The 15,796-nt window shown below is 59.2% G+C and carries 18 protein-coding genes; 17 read left to right on the plus strand and 1 reads right to left on the minus strand.

What is annotated here, in order from left to right:
- The first annotated feature begins 2 nt into the window (after positions 1-2).
- From VIN96_RS14900 to VIN96_RS14950, 11 genes are all read left to right on the plus strand, one after another.
- Complete coding sequence (locus VIN96_RS14900; protein ID WP_331897221.1) at positions 3-680, plus strand: hypothetical protein; 678 nt, start codon at positions 3-5, stop codon at positions 678-680.
- The gene (locus VIN96_RS14905; protein WP_331897223.1) at positions 681-1,202 is read left to right on the plus strand and encodes a hypothetical protein; all 522 of its coding nucleotides are present in this window, start codon (positions 681-683) and stop codon (positions 1,200-1,202) included. It abuts the gene before it with no gap.
- The gene (locus VIN96_RS14910) at positions 1,202-1,663 is read left to right on the plus strand and encodes a hypothetical protein (RefSeq protein WP_331897225.1); all 462 of its coding nucleotides are present in this window, start codon (positions 1,202-1,204) and stop codon (positions 1,661-1,663) included. Before VIN96_RS14905 ends, VIN96_RS14910 begins: the two co-directional genes overlap by 1 nt.
- A 12-nt stretch (positions 1,664-1,675) precedes the next feature.
- Positions 1,676-1,894, plus strand: coding sequence for a hypothetical protein (locus tag VIN96_RS14915; protein WP_331897227.1), 219 nt, complete (start codon positions 1,676-1,678; stop codon positions 1,892-1,894).
- 9 nt (positions 1,895-1,903) lie between these two features.
- Complete coding sequence (locus VIN96_RS14920) at positions 1,904-2,833, plus strand: phage tail tube protein (RefSeq protein ID WP_331897229.1); 930 nt, start codon at positions 1,904-1,906, stop codon at positions 2,831-2,833.
- Positions 2,834-2,878: 45 nt separating this feature from the next.
- On the plus strand, positions 2,879-3,304 hold the full coding sequence (locus VIN96_RS14925; RefSeq protein ID WP_331897230.1) for a hypothetical protein: 426 nt from the start codon (positions 2,879-2,881) through the stop codon (positions 3,302-3,304).
- Positions 3,305-3,375: 71 nt separating this feature from the next.
- Complete coding sequence (locus tag VIN96_RS14930; protein ID WP_331897231.1) at positions 3,376-3,597, plus strand: DUF1799 domain-containing protein; 222 nt, start codon at positions 3,376-3,378, stop codon at positions 3,595-3,597.
- Entirely contained in the window at positions 3,594-6,116 is a 2,523-nt protein-coding gene (locus VIN96_RS14935; protein ID WP_331897232.1) for a phage tail tape measure C-terminal domain-containing protein, read from the plus strand. The genes VIN96_RS14930 and VIN96_RS14935 overlap by 4 nt, the downstream gene beginning before the upstream one ends.
- Before the next feature lie 4 nt (positions 6,117-6,120).
- Positions 6,121-6,486, plus strand: coding sequence for a hypothetical protein (locus VIN96_RS14940; protein WP_331897233.1), 366 nt, complete (start codon positions 6,121-6,123; stop codon positions 6,484-6,486).
- The gene (locus VIN96_RS14945; RefSeq protein WP_331897235.1) at positions 6,486-7,013 is read left to right on the plus strand and encodes a DUF1833 family protein; all 528 of its coding nucleotides are present in this window, start codon (positions 6,486-6,488) and stop codon (positions 7,011-7,013) included. Before VIN96_RS14940 ends, VIN96_RS14945 begins: the two co-directional genes overlap by 1 nt.
- A complete protein-coding gene (locus VIN96_RS14950; protein WP_331897237.1) occupies positions 7,010-7,426 on the plus strand; it encodes a hypothetical protein in 417 nt (138 codons plus the stop codon). The genes VIN96_RS14945 and VIN96_RS14950 overlap by 4 nt, the downstream gene beginning before the upstream one ends.
- Positions 7,427-7,428: 2 nt before the next feature.
- Here VIN96_RS14950 and VIN96_RS14955 read toward each other — a convergent pair whose 3' ends face one another.
- Positions 7,429-7,836 carry a hypothetical protein gene (locus VIN96_RS14955; RefSeq protein ID WP_331897239.1) on the minus strand — a complete coding sequence of 136 codons (408 nt, stop codon included), beginning with the start codon at positions 7,834-7,836 and terminating at the stop codon, positions 7,429-7,431.
- Between VIN96_RS14955 and VIN96_RS14960 the strand changes: the two genes are divergently transcribed.
- From VIN96_RS14960 to VIN96_RS14980, 6 genes are all read left to right on the plus strand, one after another.
- Complete coding sequence (locus VIN96_RS14960) at positions 7,835-11,860, plus strand: phage tail protein (RefSeq protein ID WP_331897240.1); 4,026 nt, start codon at positions 7,835-7,837, stop codon at positions 11,858-11,860. The genes VIN96_RS14955 and VIN96_RS14960 overlap by 2 nt on opposite strands.
- Positions 11,857-13,119, plus strand: a complete 1,263-nt coding sequence (locus tag VIN96_RS14965; RefSeq protein ID WP_331897241.1) for a hypothetical protein — start codon at positions 11,857-11,859, stop codon at positions 13,117-13,119. Before VIN96_RS14960 ends, VIN96_RS14965 begins: the two co-directional genes overlap by 4 nt.
- Positions 13,120-13,133: 14 nt before the next feature.
- Complete coding sequence (locus tag VIN96_RS14970; RefSeq protein WP_331897243.1) at positions 13,134-13,688, plus strand: hypothetical protein; 555 nt, start codon at positions 13,134-13,136, stop codon at positions 13,686-13,688.
- Positions 13,689-13,696: 8 nt separating this feature from the next.
- Positions 13,697-14,242, plus strand: a complete 546-nt coding sequence (locus tag VIN96_RS14975; protein ID WP_331897244.1) for a DUF1643 domain-containing protein — start codon at positions 13,697-13,699, stop codon at positions 14,240-14,242.
- A 132-nt stretch (positions 14,243-14,374) separates the two neighbouring features.
- The gene (locus VIN96_RS16715) at positions 14,375-14,578 is read left to right on the plus strand and encodes a Com family DNA-binding transcriptional regulator (protein ID WP_414675626.1); all 204 of its coding nucleotides are present in this window, start codon (positions 14,375-14,377) and stop codon (positions 14,576-14,578) included.
- A complete protein-coding gene (locus VIN96_RS14980; RefSeq protein ID WP_331897246.1) occupies positions 14,538-15,518 on the plus strand; it encodes a DNA methyltransferase in 981 nt (326 codons plus the stop codon). Before VIN96_RS16715 ends, VIN96_RS14980 begins: the two co-directional genes overlap by 41 nt.
- Positions 15,519-15,796 lie beyond the last annotated feature (278 nt).

Raw genomic sequence — 15,796 nt, forward strand, 5'->3', positions numbered from 1 at the left:
CAATGGCGCTTTCAGATTTTCAAGATCTGGTTGACGATCTGGTCCGCGACAGCGGTGGTAAAATCACCACCGCCGATCGCGACCAAGCCATTGCGCTCGCCGTTCTTCGCTATTCCAAAGACCGGCCCCGCGTGGTCACCGAGGACGTGACCTGCGTGGCCGGTTCTTTTCAGGCGCTGCCCGCCAGCTGGGAAGCCGAATTCAGCGTCATCACCGAATTGGAATACCCAATCGGAAACGTACCCCCGGCACTGCTCAACCCGGAAGGTTGGGATCTGTACCAAGGCCTCAACGGCTTTGAAATCATGCTGGCCGAAACCATGGCCGCCGATGCCACATTGCGCGTGCGGTTCACCGCCAAACATACCGTCGATGGCGTGACCGACACCGTACCGGAACACGACCGAGAAGCCGTGTCCGCCTGGGCCGCAGCCGTGCTGCTAGATCAATTGGCGGCGCTGCACACCGGCAAAAAACAATCCACTCTCAAATCCGATAGCGTCGATCACGGCAGCATCGGCGGCGGGTATGCGCGGCGTGCCAAGGAGCAACGCCAGCGCTATTTCGACGAGCTGGGCCTGGACCCCAAGCGCAACGTTGCTGCCGGTGCCGTGGTCAATCTCCAGATGGACGATTCACGCGGGCGCGACCGCCTGACGCATCCCCGGAGGTTCAGATAAATGAGCGGCCTGGGAATTGATCTGGATATGCAGGGTGTGGTCGACCTGGCCCATGCTTTTCGCGTCGCGCCGGATATGGCGCTTGACGAGATGGTGCGCACGACCGTGGCCGCGACGATGTTGCTGGAACGCGAAACCAAGGAACGCACGCCGTTGGGTGTTGGCGGTCGCGGCAGCGGAGCAAGTGGATCGATCGCGGCTCAAGAACCGCAGCGCCTGGCCGAGAGCGTGATCGGCGAGGTCGGTTCGCCGCTGGCGTACATCGTTCCTCTTGAACTTGGGTCGAGGCCTCACCGTCCACCGATCGAGCCATTGCGCGATTGGGTCGAGCACAAGCTCAACATTGCGCCGGAGGAAAGCGAGCGTGTGGCCTGGGCGATTTCCACCAAGATCGCCAGGGAAGGTACCGAAGGTGCGTTCATGTTCACCAATGCGTTCAACGCCAACCAGCCGCAAATCGCGCGCATGTATGAAGCCATGCAGGCGCGCATCGTCCGCAACTTAGCAAAAGGGGCGACGTGATGGCGACCTTGAGCCAAATCCGTGCGGCCATCCAGGCATTGATCGCGGCCAATGATGCCAGCAGCACCGTTCACGATTTCGAGCGCTATGCCGAAGACGAGGACGAGTTTCGTCTTATGTTTGTCGATGGCGCCACCGATCGCATCAACGCCTGGATCATCCGCCGCGTGTCGCAAAAGGTCGCCAGCCCAAGCATGGGCCGCGACATCGTCACCAACCGATGGCAGGTGCGCAAATATCTGAGTTTTGAAGACGATCAGGCCAGTGAGAAAACCTTCGACGATCAGCTTGAGGTGGTGCGCAAAGCCATTCGCGCCGACGACGATCTGGGCGGATTGATCGACACCATGACCCTCAACGAAGCGGCGGGTCTGCAAGTCGATGACAGCGGGCCTGTGATGTTTTCGGGCGTGCTGTGCCATTCGGCGCGTTGCACCCTGTTCACCCAACACTACGAGTAAAGGAGACCCGTCATGTCACGCACCGGCGGACGCTACGAACAAACCAAGGGCGGCAAGATCAAACAGGTCGAAGCGCCGACCCAGGATCACCCGGACGGCAACGCGCCGCGCGACGCCCAAGGCGTGCGCGTGGATCGTGCGCCGTCGAGCGAACCGGGCAGCAACGCCCAAACCCAGTCCCCAACCCAAGACCCGGTCCCGGCAAGCGCCCCGATCGCGGCGAACAAGTAGGAGTGAGCCATGCCGCTCAAGTGGAGAAAAAAGGTCATCCTCGCCAAGACCGAGACGGTCTATGGCACCGACCCGGTGCCGACCGGTGCCGCAAACGCGATTATGATTTCGGACGTCACCATCAACCCGTTGGAAGGCGATAACGCATCGCGCGGGTTGGTGCGCGATACTTTGGGCTCGGAACCGACCATTCCGGTCGGCACCCATGTGTCGTGTGAATTTTCCGTCGAAATCGCGGGCGCGGGCGCGGCAGGCACCGCGCCGGCTTATGGTCCGTTGCTGCGCGCCTGCGCGATGGCGGAAACCATCACGGCGTTGACCGACGTTCAATACGATCCGGTCAGTTCCGGCGAAGAGTCCGCGACGCTTTATTTCAACAACGACGGCAACCTTCACCCGTTGTTGGGTGCGCGCGGCAACGTCACGATCGAGCTGGCGGCAAACCAAATTCCGCACTTCAAATTCCGCTTCATCGGCTTGTGGTCCGACCCGGTCGCGGCTGCGTTGCCAACGCCGGACTTCACCGCCTTCACCACGCCGATCCCGGTCAACAACGCCAACACGCCGACGTTCACGGTGCATGGCTACAGCGGCGTGATGGCCAACGTGAAATTCGACCTCGGCAACGTGGTCAAGCACCGCGATCTGGTGAACTCCGAAAGCGTGAACTTCGGCGACCGCGAGGCCAAGGGCTCGACCAGCTTCGAGGCTCCGGCGTTGGGCACGAAGAACTTCTTCACCATCGCCAAGGCCGCGACGCTCGATGCGGTGCAGGTGGTGCACGGTCTCACGGCGGGCAACATCGTCCAGTTCGATGCGCCGAAGGTGCAAATCCAGAGCCCGAAATACTCGGAATCGGACGGGATCAGCATGCTGGACATGAGCTTGAACGTGACGCCCAACACCGGCGACGACGAGCTGAAGATCACCGTTAAATAATCAGCTTTAAAGGCCATTAAAGGCCCCTTTTAAGGACTCTTAAACATGTTCGTTATTCAGGATGACTACACCTATTTTTGGCCGATCACCGCCAGCAAGCCGGTCGATGGTGGGAGGTTTGAAAAAGAAACTTTCGAAGCCGAGTTTCTGGCCTTACCCCAGGACGAAATCGACGAGTTGCTGGAATCTGACCGCGACGGCGATGATGTGGACCTGCTCAAGGAAGTTCTGGTCGGCTGGAAAGGTGTCGCCATCGCCAGCACCACCGAAGGTGAAAAACCTCAGGACCTACCGTTCAACGAAACCAACCGCGATAAGCTGTTGAAGATCACTTATGTGCGCGCCGCAATGATCCGGGCGTTCTTCTCTTCTATCGCGGGCATAGAGGAAAAAAACTCAGAGACGTCGCCCGCCGGTGGGTCCAGGGCTCAGCGGCGCGCAGCGAAAGCCAGGGGCAAAAAGACGTCATAGAAGACCTGGAAGCTTTCGGCGTACCGCCTGAAGCTATCGCTGAATGGTGTGGTGAAGATGAGCCGGAAGATTTGCTGATACACCCGGCCAATGCCGATGCAGTGAGATTGTTTGTGATGTTGAAAACACAGTGGCGTTTCGCCGGTCTCGACGGTGCGCCGATGGGCCTTGATTACCAAGCGATTGAACCCACCGCGCGTCTGGCCGGGATCGAAACAACGCCGAAACTGTTCAACAAACTGCGCGTCATGGAATACGCGGCCTTAAGTGAAATTGCGGAGAGCCATCGGTGAGCGAACAAATCCAAATGGGCATTACCCTGAAGGCCGATGCAAACGGCCTTGTGGGTGAAGTTCGCCTTTCCACCGCAGAGCTTGAGAAGTTTGGCAAAGAAGCAAAAAAAGCCGGAAAAAATGCAGATCGTGGTGCGCAAGACATCGACAAGTTAGGTCGCAAAAGCAAGAGCACCGCGCGCGAAGCTAAACTTCTCAATGAACAAACCAAACGCATGGGGCAGAGTTTCAACGGTGCCGAGCGGCGCGCGCGGATGCTCCATGCTGCAATGTTGGCGCTGGCTACAGGAATGGCCGCGCGGGTGGTCAAGTCGTTCATCGATGCCGCCAGCGTATCGGAACAATACCGCGTACGCCTGGAAGTGATGTTGGGTTCCATCGGTGAAGCAAACCGCCTGTTTAAGGACATGGCCGATTTCGCCGGACGGGTGCCGTTTCAGTATCAGGAAATTATGAGCGCTGCGACCCAGCTGTCCGGCGTGGTCAAAGGCGGTGTCGAAGAAGTCAAACGCTGGATGCCATTGATCGCAGACCTCGCCGCCGCGTCGGGATTGCCCATCCAACAAGCCACAGAACAAGTCATCCGCATGATGAGTGCGGGCGCAGCGTCGGCTGATCTGTTTCGCGAACGCGGCGTATTGGCGATGCTCGGCTTTCAGGCGGGCGTCAGCTACTCGGCCCAAGAAACGCAACGCATGTTGTTTGCGTCTTGGGAGGCCATTGACTCGAAGTTCAAGGGCGCGACTGCCAAGCTCGCCAACACCTGGGCGGGCATCACATCAATGATGGGGGACAAATGGTTCCAGTACCAGAATATGGTGATGGACAGTGGACCGTATGACTTCCTCAAGGCTGCGTTTCAGTCCATCGATGATGAATTCACCACCAATGCCGACGGGGTGCGCCAACACGCCCAAGAAATGGGCCAAGACATCGTAAAAATGGCTACTGAAATCATGCTCGGCACTGCGCGCATCGTCGATGCGGTTTCGCCCGCCGTGGACACGATCTGGGACGGCATCAGCGACATCTGGGACGGCTATCGCCAGTTGCCGGAATTCGTGCGCGAATGGGGCCTCATCGGTGCGTTGTTCCTGGGCAAAAAAGGCATGATCGTTTTGGGTGCGCTGTCCTATGCCAACAAGCACATGAGCGAGTTGGGGGCCGGTGCCACCGAAAAAGGCGGGGCCTTCGAAAGCGATAACGAAGGCATGGGGGCTTGGGATTCGTTCTCACAATGGTGGGATGAAAAGCAATATGATTTCAACCAATCCATCGGGCGCGACGTCTCGCCAATCGTCATGCGCATGTTGGACCGTCAAGATCAGACCAACGCCCAGAATAATCCCGGTGCGGATGCCCTGCCTACATTGGTGCGTGGTGCTGGAAACCAACGTGATGGAGGAATTCAACCGCCTGAACAAACCCTTGAAGCCCGCACCCAGGCCGTTGTCGATGGCATCTTTGCGCGCATGGCCCAATCGCAAGCCGCTCGCACAAGCAGCGGTGCTGAAGCGCCGTCCAGCCCGCCTGTCGCGTCGGGTCCCGGCCATGACCTAAAAACCACCAAAGACATCACGCGTGAATTTCAAAAGCTGTCCAAAACCTACGAGCAGGCGGCGGATGCCGCCATGGAATGGCGCAACCAAGCCATGGCGGGTCTGGATGAGACCGCAGAAGGTTATACGGACTTTTCCAACCAGGTCGAACAGGTCTACACCAAGATGCTGGCCGACGCGCGGGAAGAGGATCTGCGATCGTCGCGTGAATGGTCGGCGGGTGTGACGCGCGGCCTGAAAGACATCGCCGACGAAGCCGGTGACATGGCATCGCACACCGAACAGGCGATGAAGAATTTAGACCGCGCTGGGGAGACCGCCTTTACGTCGCTGATGCGCGGCACCACATCGCTTTCTCAATCGTTCGCTAAAATGGCCGACAGCATCATCGATGACATCTTGCGCATTTTTTACAAGACGCAAATCTCGCAACCGATCGCGGGGTTCTTAGGCTCCGTCGATTGGGGCTCGCTGTTCGAGTTCGGCGGGGGTGGTACCGGCGTATCAGAAGCCGGGACCGTGTCGACCAACGTCTCGCATGGCGGCGGCATGGCCGGGCAGTCCCAGCGCACCCGCAACGTGTCGCCCGACCTGTTCGCCAATGCACCTCGCTTTCACAACGGTTATTCAGGCCTGCGCCGGGGCGAGGTGCCGACGATCTTGGAAGACACCGAGGAAGTGCTGACGCGCAGCGATCCGCGCCACCGCTACAATCTGGGCGCGGGCGCATATCAGGCCGGGCCGGTGGTGATGCAGCCGCAATTCTATCTCAACATCGACAACCGCACCGGCGGCGAGATCGAGGCGTCGTCGGTGAAGGCCACGGCGCGCCCCGATGGCGGCTTCGATTTGGATGTGATGATCGACAAGGCGGTGGAAAATTCGCTGACCAACGGTCGCGGTAAAAAAGCGCTGCACAACACTTACGGCATGACGCCGTCATTGATTTCGAGGGGCTGACGGGATGGTTGAAGCCTGGCCGCTGGACTTGCCGCTCGATCCGCTGATCGCGGGTTATGACGAGGTCATTCCGTCCAACATCAAGGAGAAGCAAACGTCGTCGGGTGTGCCGTTGCGGTTTCGCAAATACACCCGCCCGCCGCGTTTTCCGTTGTCGATCACCTTGCCCTTCACCCGCGCCCAGGTGGCGACGTTTTTGACGTTTTACGAAGTGACCCTGGTCGATGGGATCAACCCGTTCACCTTCACCCATCCGCGCACCGGGACGGCGATCACGTGTTATTTCCGCGCCGAACAGGATTTGCACTTCAAGCCACAGCCGGGTGCCAAGGAATGGCATCTGCCGGTCCAGTTGGAGATTGAACCATAATGCCGGGCCACCTGAAAACCACCGCCGCGACCAAAGCCGCAGTGCAGCGCGACCGCGAGGAAGTGTTTTTGACCTGCTTCACGGTCACGCACCCCGAACTGGCCCAGCCGCTGCGCATGGTTTCGAACACCGAAGACATCGTGCGCAACACCAAGACCTATGTCGCCATGCCGCTTGAGGTGGGCTTGCCCGATGACGATCCGGACCGCCCGCCGCGCGTGCCGGTGAGCATCGAAAATTGGGGCGAAGGCGATCTGTCGCGCTTGTCCCCTGAAGATCAGGCCGCGTTTAAGACGCCGATGGAGGTGTTCGACACGTTCGTCGATCCGCCCGAGGTCGATCTTGAGGTGATCATGGCCAGCGCCCCGGACGAGCCGGAGATGGGGCCGATCCGCATGCAGTTCACGTCCGTCGAAATCGGCGAAGCCATGATCGACGGCGAGCTGAGCGCCGACGACGGCTTCGCCCAAGAGCCCTATCCGGGGCCGTCGTTCGGACCGAAAGAAACACCGGGGTTACATCGATGACGCAAGAACCAAGCTGGGTCGGCAAATACATCGGACTGCCGTTCGTCGAAAAAGGCCGCGATTTCGACGGCGTGGATTGCTATGGGCTGTATTGGTTGATCCGGAGCGAGGAATATGGCGAGACGCTGCCGATGTTCCTTGAAAACTTCTCACCCGAGGATGTGGCTTACATTCGCGGCCTGATCGCCGGGCGCTTGGATGCATGGCGCAAACTCGACAAGCCCGAAATCGGCTGCGGCGTGCTGTTGAAGGTGCAAGGGCAAGACAGCCACATCGGCGTGATGATCGGACCGGATACCTTCATTCACGTCAACGACGACGCCAACCAGGTGCACAAAGATCGCATCGGCGGTTTGATGTGGCCACAGCGCAAGGTCGTGGGCTATTACGCCTGGCCGGGCGGTGCGTCATGACGTTATTGGCTGGCGCAGGATTCGATAATGGCCCGTTCACGTTCACGCACATCTTCGACGGTGTATCGAAGGCTAACATCCGTAACGTGATCGGACGACCGACGGAACTCCGCAATTCCGACCCATCGACCATCAATGGTGTAGTGGTGTTCAGCGAGATTAAGCTCGTTAAAAACCAGTCCAACACCCGTATGTGCCTGTGGCGAATAGCAGTGAAAGACGGCTTGATAATTTCCAGGAACGCTAAAATTGACGCTCTGGGTGTTTGCGGTCAACTCGGTTCTAGAGTCATAACCAACACACCCGGTGACCGTTGCGATCAACAGCATCGTGCTACAAAGTTTTTTCATGATCATTTTGCTCCCTGCAATCACCTGTGGAGCATAGCGAAAAGTCTTGGGGGGCGTCATGTCTAATCTGCCTGTCCCCACTGACATGTCCAATTCCAACCCTCTGCATTTGATGGTCAGCCGGTCGGTGATCGATCCCCGTCCGGTGCGCATGGACTGGGCGGCGGACCGGACCGTTTTGGAGCTGGTCGCTGAACTGGTCGCCGCCAAGCACCTGGCGCGGGCGGTGCTGAACGCCGAGACGGATTGGCAGCTTTATATCGTCATCGCCCATCCGGACCCGCGCATTGCGCCAATGACGGTACCGCGCGAACGCTGGGCGATGATCAAGCCCAAACCGGGGATGATCTTGTCGCTGGCGATCCGCCCCGGCAAGGGCGGCGGCGGCAAGAACCCAATGCGCACGTTGCTGATGATCGCGGTGATCGCGGCCAGTTATGGTGTTGCGTCTTGGGCATCCGCCTATGCTGTATCAAATATGGGTGTTGCGGCGGGCTCCTTTGCCGCCAAGGCCATCGGCGGACTCGCCAGTGGACTGGTCACCGCCATCGGCAACACCATCATCAATTCCATCGCCCCCGCGCCGCGCCCGACGCTGTCCAACCTACAGGGGCGGTTCGCCAGCGATGGGCGGTCGTTGTCCAGTCAACAGCGCCAGGTGAGCGGCACGCGCAACACCGCCGACCCGTTCGGGCCGATCCCCCAGCCGTTGGGCGGCGGGCGCATCGCGCCGCGTTTGGCGGCGGAACCGTATATCGAGGCCAGCGGCGCGGACACCTATCTGCGCCAACCGATGGTGTTCGGCGTGGGGCCGACGCGGATCAAGAACCTGAAAATCGGCCCGACGCCGTTGGAACAATACGAAGACTACGATCTGGAATTGCGCGAGGGCTGGGATGACGATGCGGAATTGACCCTGTATCCAGAAACGCCGAAAAGCGACCAGCACAACCGCACGCTGGCCCATAACGACCCCGTCGTCGTCGAAACCCGCACCTGCAAAGAGGCGGTGTTGGATTTTTCCTTTCCGTCCGGGCTGGTGTATTTTACCGACGACGGTACGCCCGCATCGACCGCCGTGCGGCTGCGCATCGAGCGCCGCCTGAAAGGCACAAGCGATTGGGCCGTGGTGGAAACCACCACCCACGCACCGCAAACCGATACCTATTTCGACGCGGCTTGGTATTTGACCCGCCATCCCGACGTGGCTGGCGATGCGTACTTTGGCAGCCGCCCTTGGGAGCATTACACCAACCACGGCAGATCAGAGGGCCGCGCGGTCAAATGGAAAAGCGCCGACGTGTGGGAGCTGCGCGGCGACAGCGAATACCCGCAACTGCGCAGCTGTCGGCTGACGATGCCGGATCACACGTGCTATGAGGTCCAGATCACCCGGTTGAACGCGGAATCGACCTCGCTGCGCACCCGCGACGAATGCCGCATCGCCACGGTCAAGAACATTTCACCATCGAACCCCATCGGCCTGGGCGGTTTGGCCACCGGCGCGATCCGTTACAAAACCGGTAAGGATTTTCACGACATCGTCGATCAGCTGACCGCCGAGGTCGAGCCGCTGGTCTATTACCCCGATGAAAACGACGTGTGGGATTGGCGCTACACCGAAAACCAAGCCTGGTTGGCGTTTCACGTTTTGACGGGCCGCGCCAACCGCAAGGCCATCGCCCTGGCCGATGTGCCCAACCGCATCGACCTGGCGGCGTTTCGCGCCTTTGCCGCGTTCTGCGATGAAGTTCCCGCCAACGGCACCGGCCCGCGTTTTCGCTATAAGCACCTGGTCGATTACCGCACCAGCGTTTTGCAAAAGGCCCAAGACATTTGCGCCACCGCGCGTGGCCAGTTGGTCAAGATCGCGGGCAAATATTCGGTGGTGTTCGACGGCCCCAAAGGGTCCGAAGACGCCATCGTCGCGCCGGAAAATTCTTGGAATTTTGCGCGCCGCATCACCTATGTGCAACTGCCCCACGGCTTGCGGGTGCGCTATGAAGATCCGGACGACGGCATCAAGGAAGTGATCGTCTATCGCAAAGGCTACACCGCCGATACCGCGACCTTGTTCGAGGCGTTGGAATTGGAAGGCTGCCCAACCGCGGAACAAGCGTACAGGGAGGGCACCTATTGGTTCGAAGTGACGCAATTGCGCCGCGCGACGACGTTTTTGAGCCTGAGCCTTTATCACCTCACCTTCACCGTGGGGTCGGTGGTGCGGGTTGCCCATCCGATCCCGCGTTGGGGCTTGGCGACGGGCGACATCGCCAGCGTCACCAAAAACGGCGGCGGGCAGATCATCGCCATCACCCTGAAGACCCCGGTGATCATGGAAGCCGCGAAAGCCTATTGCGTTCGAATCAGGCTCAAGGACAACAGCTCCGTCTATGAGCTGGTGGATACCGTGGCGGGTGAACAAACAACGCTGACCTTGCAAACGCCCATCGACCGCATCAACCCCATCGACCCCGACACCGAGCCAGGCGCGGGCGATCTGGTGACGTTTGGCGAACGCGATTTTGAAACCCGGCGCTTGATCTGCAAAAAAGTGCGCCGCCTGAACGACGATTTTGACGCGCGGTGCGAGTTTGCCGACGAAGCCCCGGAAGTTCACACCATCGAGCAGGAAGCAATCCCGGCGCACATCACCAGCACGGTCAGCAACCGGCTGACCGGCGCGCCGGAACCGGTTGTCCACCTGCAAGTGGTCGAGCGCATCACCTTCGTCGCGGGCATGCCGATTTCGTCCGTGTTGGCCACGTGGTCGCCCGCCGATGGAACCTTGCCCGCCGCGTATGAGGTTTACCGCCTGACGGACGACGGCATCTGGGTTTATCAAATGCCGGTGACCCAGGGGCGTTATGAGCTTCAGGGCGTGACGGTCGGCGAAACGGTCACGCTAGCGGTTCTGGCGGTCGGGCGGTTGGGCGGCAAGTTGTCGATCGACGACGCGCCGACGGCAAGCGTAACCATTGCGGGCGATGTGCAAGGCCCCGGCGATTTGCGCCGCTTGACGGTCGAAGAAACGGCCAGTGGTGTGCGGCGGTTTCAGGCCGAATACGACCGCGCCCCGGATCATGCCGGGTTCCGCTTTAAATACCACGTCGGCAGTGCGCGCCATTGGGCGTCGGGATTGCCGTTGCACGATGAGCTGGTCACCGCGTTGCCGTTTGAGACCGACCGTTTGACGACGGGCACCTACACGGTGCTGGCCAAGGCCGTGGACACCAGCGGCAACGAGTCGGACAACGCCGCCGTGGTGGTGATGAACCTGGGCGAGCGCTTGGTCGAAAACGTGATCCAAAGCGTTGATCTTGGCGCGTTGGGTTTCGCCGGTACGGTCACCGGCGGCGCGGTCGCGGGCGGTGAGGTTGTGGCCGATGACCCCGGCACGCCGTTTTGGTCGATCTGGGCCACGCCGTTTTGGGCCGGGGACACGGAACCGTTTTGGACGGCCAATCAGAACCCATTTTGGATCGGCGATACAAAGGCTTTTTGGGCCAATGAAGCGGCCCCGTTTTGGCAGGCCATTTACAACGCGGTGACCTATCAAGACGGCTTTGTCGCAGAAGGGCCGGGCATATTGAGCATCGATGTCGCGGGTCGCGGCGCGCTGTCGGTTGAATATCGGTCTCGCTATGGACGGCCCTTTTGGATTGATCCGGACGCTGATTTTTGGACTGACCCCACAGCCACGTTTTGGCACGAAGACGACTGGCGCGCCTATTCCGGCCCGGTGCGCACCACCGAGGGCGATCACGACATTCGCATCACCGCGCCGTCCGGGGTGACGCGCGGGCGAATCACGACGCTGAGCGCGACCATCGATTTGGAAGACGATGTGCAAAAGGTCGAAGACGTCGTCATTTCGGCGGCGGGCACGCGGGTGCCGTTGGCCCGCGCCATGCGTTCGATCAAGGCGGTCAACATTTCCATTCAAGACGACGGCGGCGATGCGGTGACCTGGCGGGTCATCGACAAAGACCCGGCGCTGGGGCCGCTCATCGAGCTGCGCACAGCCGGGCTTGCTGCAACTTCGGGACTTATCGACGCGACCATTCAAGGAGTAAGAAAATGACGGCGTTACCCCCAGAAACAGACATCACCAACGCGGCCTCGGAAGCGGCGGCGAAAACCTTTTTCACCAATTTGCGCGCATACCTATCCGGAGTGCTGGGCGCGGCGGGCGATAAGATTTATCAAGACCAGATCGCCGAGGCGACCGCCGATGCCGGTGTGACGGTCGATGGCACGTTGTTGAAAGACGGCGGCATCGTCTTGGCGGCGGGAAAGACCGTCGCGCCGGGAGACGGCGGCACCGGCTTGGAAGCGGCTTTGACAACTGCGGACTACGGCAAAAGCCTTCAGGTCAACGCGGCGGGAACGGCGCTTGAATTGGCCGGTCCGCTTCAGGGCTTTCGCAACAAGATCATCAACGGCAGGTTCGATGTGTGGCAACGCGGGACCAACTTCACGGCCACCAATATTTACACCGCCGACCGCTGGGACATCGGAACATCCGCCGCGCCGACGGCGATTACGGTTTCGCGACAAAGCTTCTCCGCCGGGCAAACAGACGTACCGGGCGAGCCGACGTATTTCCTGCGCCTCGACAAGGCGGACAATGCGGCTTGGCCACGCCATAAAATCGAAGACGTCCGAACCTTGGCGGGTCAAACGGCAACGCTGTCTTTTTATGCCAAAGCGGGTGCAGTGACGACGCATGATGTGACGGTCAACCAGATTTTTGGCTCCGGCGGATCGGCGACGGTCGCGGCGACTGTCACCTTGTCATCTGCCAATGTGGGCACCGGTTGGGCCAAATATACCGCCACGATTGAACTGCCTTCGATATCGGGCAAGACCATCGGAACAAACAGCTATGTCGAGATCAACATCATCCCGGCAGGTGGGGCGGTAATTTATGATTTGGCGCAAGTGCAGTTCGAATATGGGCTCGTTGCGTCGCCGTTTGAACAGAGGCCTCCTGGTGTCGAGTTGGGGCTGTGCAAATGGTATTTTGAAAGAAGGACTGCGACTGTGGCATATCGAACTTTTGCCTGTGGTCACGTCAATTCCGGCACGCAGGCGAGGGGAATTATTGATTTTGCGACCAAGCGAACCTCACCGACGCTGGCCTTTGATACGGCGAGCAATTTCCGGGTTTATGCGGGTGTGTCTGCACCGGCCATGACGGCAATCGGTTCTGAAGACGTCGGTCGAGAGAGCTGCACAATCCTTGCTACCGTCGCATCCGGTCTGACGGCGGGAAATGGCGCGCATATTCAGGCCAATAATTCCACCACCGCTTATATCGACATAGATGCGGAGATTTAATCATGGATATGCAAATGACAATTTCGAATGCACGTTTTTCTAACGAAGCCCATACCCAAATCGCCGCCGACATCGATGGCGTTGAAGTGTCGATCCCTGCCATCGATGGCAACCGCCATTATGAAGCCATCAAGGCCCAAGCCATCACCCCGACGGCCTACGTCGGCCCGGCACTGGCCGAGGTGCAAGCCGACGCCAAGCGCACCATCGACGCACAAGCCGAGGCGGCACGGTTGAGCTACATCACCCCCGGCGATGGCCAGGCGATGAGTTACCGCGAGAAATCGGACCAGGCGCGCGAGTGTTTGGCCGCTCACACCCCCGCCAGCCCGCCCGCGCCGGGCGTCTATGTGCTGCTCGATTCCGAAGTCGGCATCATGAAAAATGCAGATACCACGATCACCGCAGACGCCTATGAGGTTGCCGTGGTGGTCGAGGCCACCCGCCAAGCCTGGTTGGCCGTCGAAGCGACCATCAACCGCACCCGCGTGCAAGCCAAAGCCGACATCGCTGCCGCCACCACCGAAGCCGAGATCGATGCGGTGTTGGCGGCGCTGGTGTGGGTGTGAGGGGCGGCATGATGGATAAAGGCGCGATCATTTCCGAATGTGGACAATACCGCTACATGCTGTGGCGGCGTTGGGACAAGACCAAGCCGCGCCTGGTGTTCATCATGCTCAACCCATCGACGGCGGATGCGGACATCGATGACGCCACGATCCGCTTGTGCATGGGCCGCGCCAGGCGCATGGGGTATGGCGGCATCCGGGTCATCAACCTGTTTGCCTACCGCGCCACAAATCCGAGCGAATTGCGCCAGGTCGATGATCCTGTCGGGCCGGAAAATTGGAAATATCTCGAACAGCATTGCGGGTGCGGGGCCGCTGGTGAAATGACCATCGCCGCTTGGGGCAACGACGGCACCCTCAAAGGCCAGAGCCGCGAACGTTGGCGCGAGGCCTTGGAGATCATCTGCTATGACATGGGCACGCCGCTGTATTGCCTCGGCCTGACCAAACACGGCCAGCCTAAACACCCGCTCAGAATTTCATATGAAACGCAGCCAACGCTCTGGATGGACCGGGAGCGGTGGCTCAAAAGCATTTCCCCAAAAGGCCAATAGCGGCCTGGCGGGGGTAGAGGTGTGCCAGCACCTCGAACCGGGAAAATGCAGTTCCCTCGACCAAAACAGGCCTCATTCAGGCCGACCCGCCACCTGTGCCACAGGCGGGGGCATATTGGACGAAAACACACCATGGAGTCGATTCATTGTCCGAGCTGCAAAAAGCTGCTCGCGAAAGGAACCGTTAAGGCCCTTGAGATAAAGTGTCCACGTTGTAAGACATTTCTTGTATTGAGGGCCAAACAGAGCCCCCCAACCGAACGCCCGCGAGCGTCACCTTTGAAGGTAGACGTTCATGGCAAAAGCGCCGAAAAACCACCATTTAAAGACCTCTAAAGACGCCCTTTATAGGGACTTTTTTTATCCGCCATTTTCCACCCTCGACGCCCGTTCCGGCTGGTGGCAAGCGCGCAAACGCCAATGGTTGGCCATCGGTCTGCAAAGCGAACGTGGTCGGGGCAATGCCTTCACATCAATATCTTCTGCGTGGCAGGCCCAACAGGGAAAGCCCAATAGTTCAAAAACTCCTATAGAATCGGCCCCCAGTTGGGTGACAACCAGCATTTTTGACCCCGTTTTATGTGAGCTGATGTATCGCTGGTTTGTGCCGCGCGGCGGGCTGGTTTTTGATCCTTTCGCGGGCGGCTCCGTGCGCGGAATTGTGGCCGCAAAGCTGGGGCTCGAATACATCGGCTTTGACATCCGCGCCGAGCAAATCAAAGCCAACCAGGCTCAAGCCAAAGCTTTGCTCAACCGCGATAGCCCTAAACCCATTTGGAAGGAAAAGGACGCTTGTGCACGTTCGATTTATCAGAGCCTGCGCAAGCGTCCCGATTTTCTGTTCACCTGTCCCCCATACGGTGATTTGGAGGTCTATTCTGATCATCCAGACGATATCTCGGCCATGCCGTGGGACACCTTTGCTGGCGCATTGACGCATTCGATCAAACAGGCGTCGGCGCGGCTGGCTGACAACCGCTTTGCGGCGTTTGTTGTCTCCGATATCCGCGACAAAAAAGGCAACTACAGGGGCCTCCCAGACGTGGTCCGCGCGGCCTTCAAAGACGCTGGCCTGGGCTATCACAGCGAGGCAGTTCTGATCAATGCGTTGGGCACCGTGCCAATCCGCAGCCGGGGTTATTTTGAGAATGATCGGAAGCTTGCCCGAGCACATCAAAACGTCCTGTTATTCGTCAAGGGCTGCCCCAAAAAGGCGAAGGATGATATCGGTGATGTGCCATGCGACGACACGTTGTTAAGCATCGGCAGAACATAAAACCACTAATGAGTTGAATCGGGCGGCATTCATGAGGTCATTAAGTGGGTGTTGAAAGGGCTTTAAGGCTTCATTTTGAGCAATAATTTTGCTCCAAATTCAAGTGCCGCTGACTCCAAATTCAAATGCCGCGCTACACGAAAGTTTCAGCAAGGCGTAACCGGTAATTATCCATTGTTGGGGCGAGGAGCAATGAGAAAACCGGCTTTGTTTTAGATGCAAGGAAGTCCTGGTTTTCCTTTTCCTAATATACACGGTTGAACAATTCGGTGGAGGAG

Origin of the sequence: Magnetovibrio sp. (genome assembly GCF_036568125.1) — a bacterium.
Classification (GTDB): Bacteria; Pseudomonadota; Alphaproteobacteria; order Rhodospirillales; family Magnetovibrionaceae; genus Magnetovibrio.

Coding starts and splice junctions, on each gene's coding strand:
- VIN96_RS14960 (WP_331897240.1), top strand. CDS start 7,835: ATGTCTAATCTGCCTGTCCCCACTGACATGTCCAATTCCAACCCTCTG.
- VIN96_RS14955 (WP_331897239.1), bottom strand. CDS start 7,836: ATGACGCCCCCCAAGACTTTTCGCTATGCTCCACAGGTGATTGCAGGG.
- VIN96_RS14965 (WP_331897241.1), top strand. CDS start 11,857: ATGACGGCGTTACCCCCAGAAACAGACATCACCAACGCGGCCTCGGAA.
- VIN96_RS14940 (WP_331897233.1), top strand. CDS start 6,121: ATGGTTGAAGCCTGGCCGCTGGACTTGCCGCTCGATCCGCTGATCGCG.
- VIN96_RS14910 (WP_331897225.1), top strand. CDS start 1,202: ATGGCGACCTTGAGCCAAATCCGTGCGGCCATCCAGGCATTGATCGCG.
- VIN96_RS14950 (WP_331897237.1), top strand. CDS start 7,010: ATGACGCAAGAACCAAGCTGGGTCGGCAAATACATCGGACTGCCGTTC.
- VIN96_RS14980 (WP_331897246.1), top strand. CDS start 14,538: ATGGCAAAAGCGCCGAAAAACCACCATTTAAAGACCTCTAAAGACGCC.
- VIN96_RS14900 (WP_331897221.1), top strand. CDS start 3: ATGGCGCTTTCAGATTTTCAAGATCTGGTTGACGATCTGGTCCGCGAC.
- VIN96_RS14970 (WP_331897243.1), top strand. CDS start 13,134: ATGACAATTTCGAATGCACGTTTTTCTAACGAAGCCCATACCCAAATC.
- VIN96_RS14975 (WP_331897244.1), top strand. CDS start 13,697: ATGATGGATAAAGGCGCGATCATTTCCGAATGTGGACAATACCGCTAC.
- VIN96_RS14945 (WP_331897235.1), top strand. CDS start 6,486: ATGCCGGGCCACCTGAAAACCACCGCCGCGACCAAAGCCGCAGTGCAG.
- VIN96_RS14925 (WP_331897230.1), top strand. CDS start 2,879: ATGTTCGTTATTCAGGATGACTACACCTATTTTTGGCCGATCACCGCC.
- VIN96_RS14905 (WP_331897223.1), top strand. CDS start 681: ATGAGCGGCCTGGGAATTGATCTGGATATGCAGGGTGTGGTCGACCTG.
- VIN96_RS14920 (WP_331897229.1), top strand. CDS start 1,904: ATGCCGCTCAAGTGGAGAAAAAAGGTCATCCTCGCCAAGACCGAGACG.
- VIN96_RS16715 (WP_414675626.1), top strand. CDS start 14,375: ATGGAGTCGATTCATTGTCCGAGCTGCAAAAAGCTGCTCGCGAAAGGA.
- VIN96_RS14915 (WP_331897227.1), top strand. CDS start 1,676: ATGTCACGCACCGGCGGACGCTACGAACAAACCAAGGGCGGCAAGATC.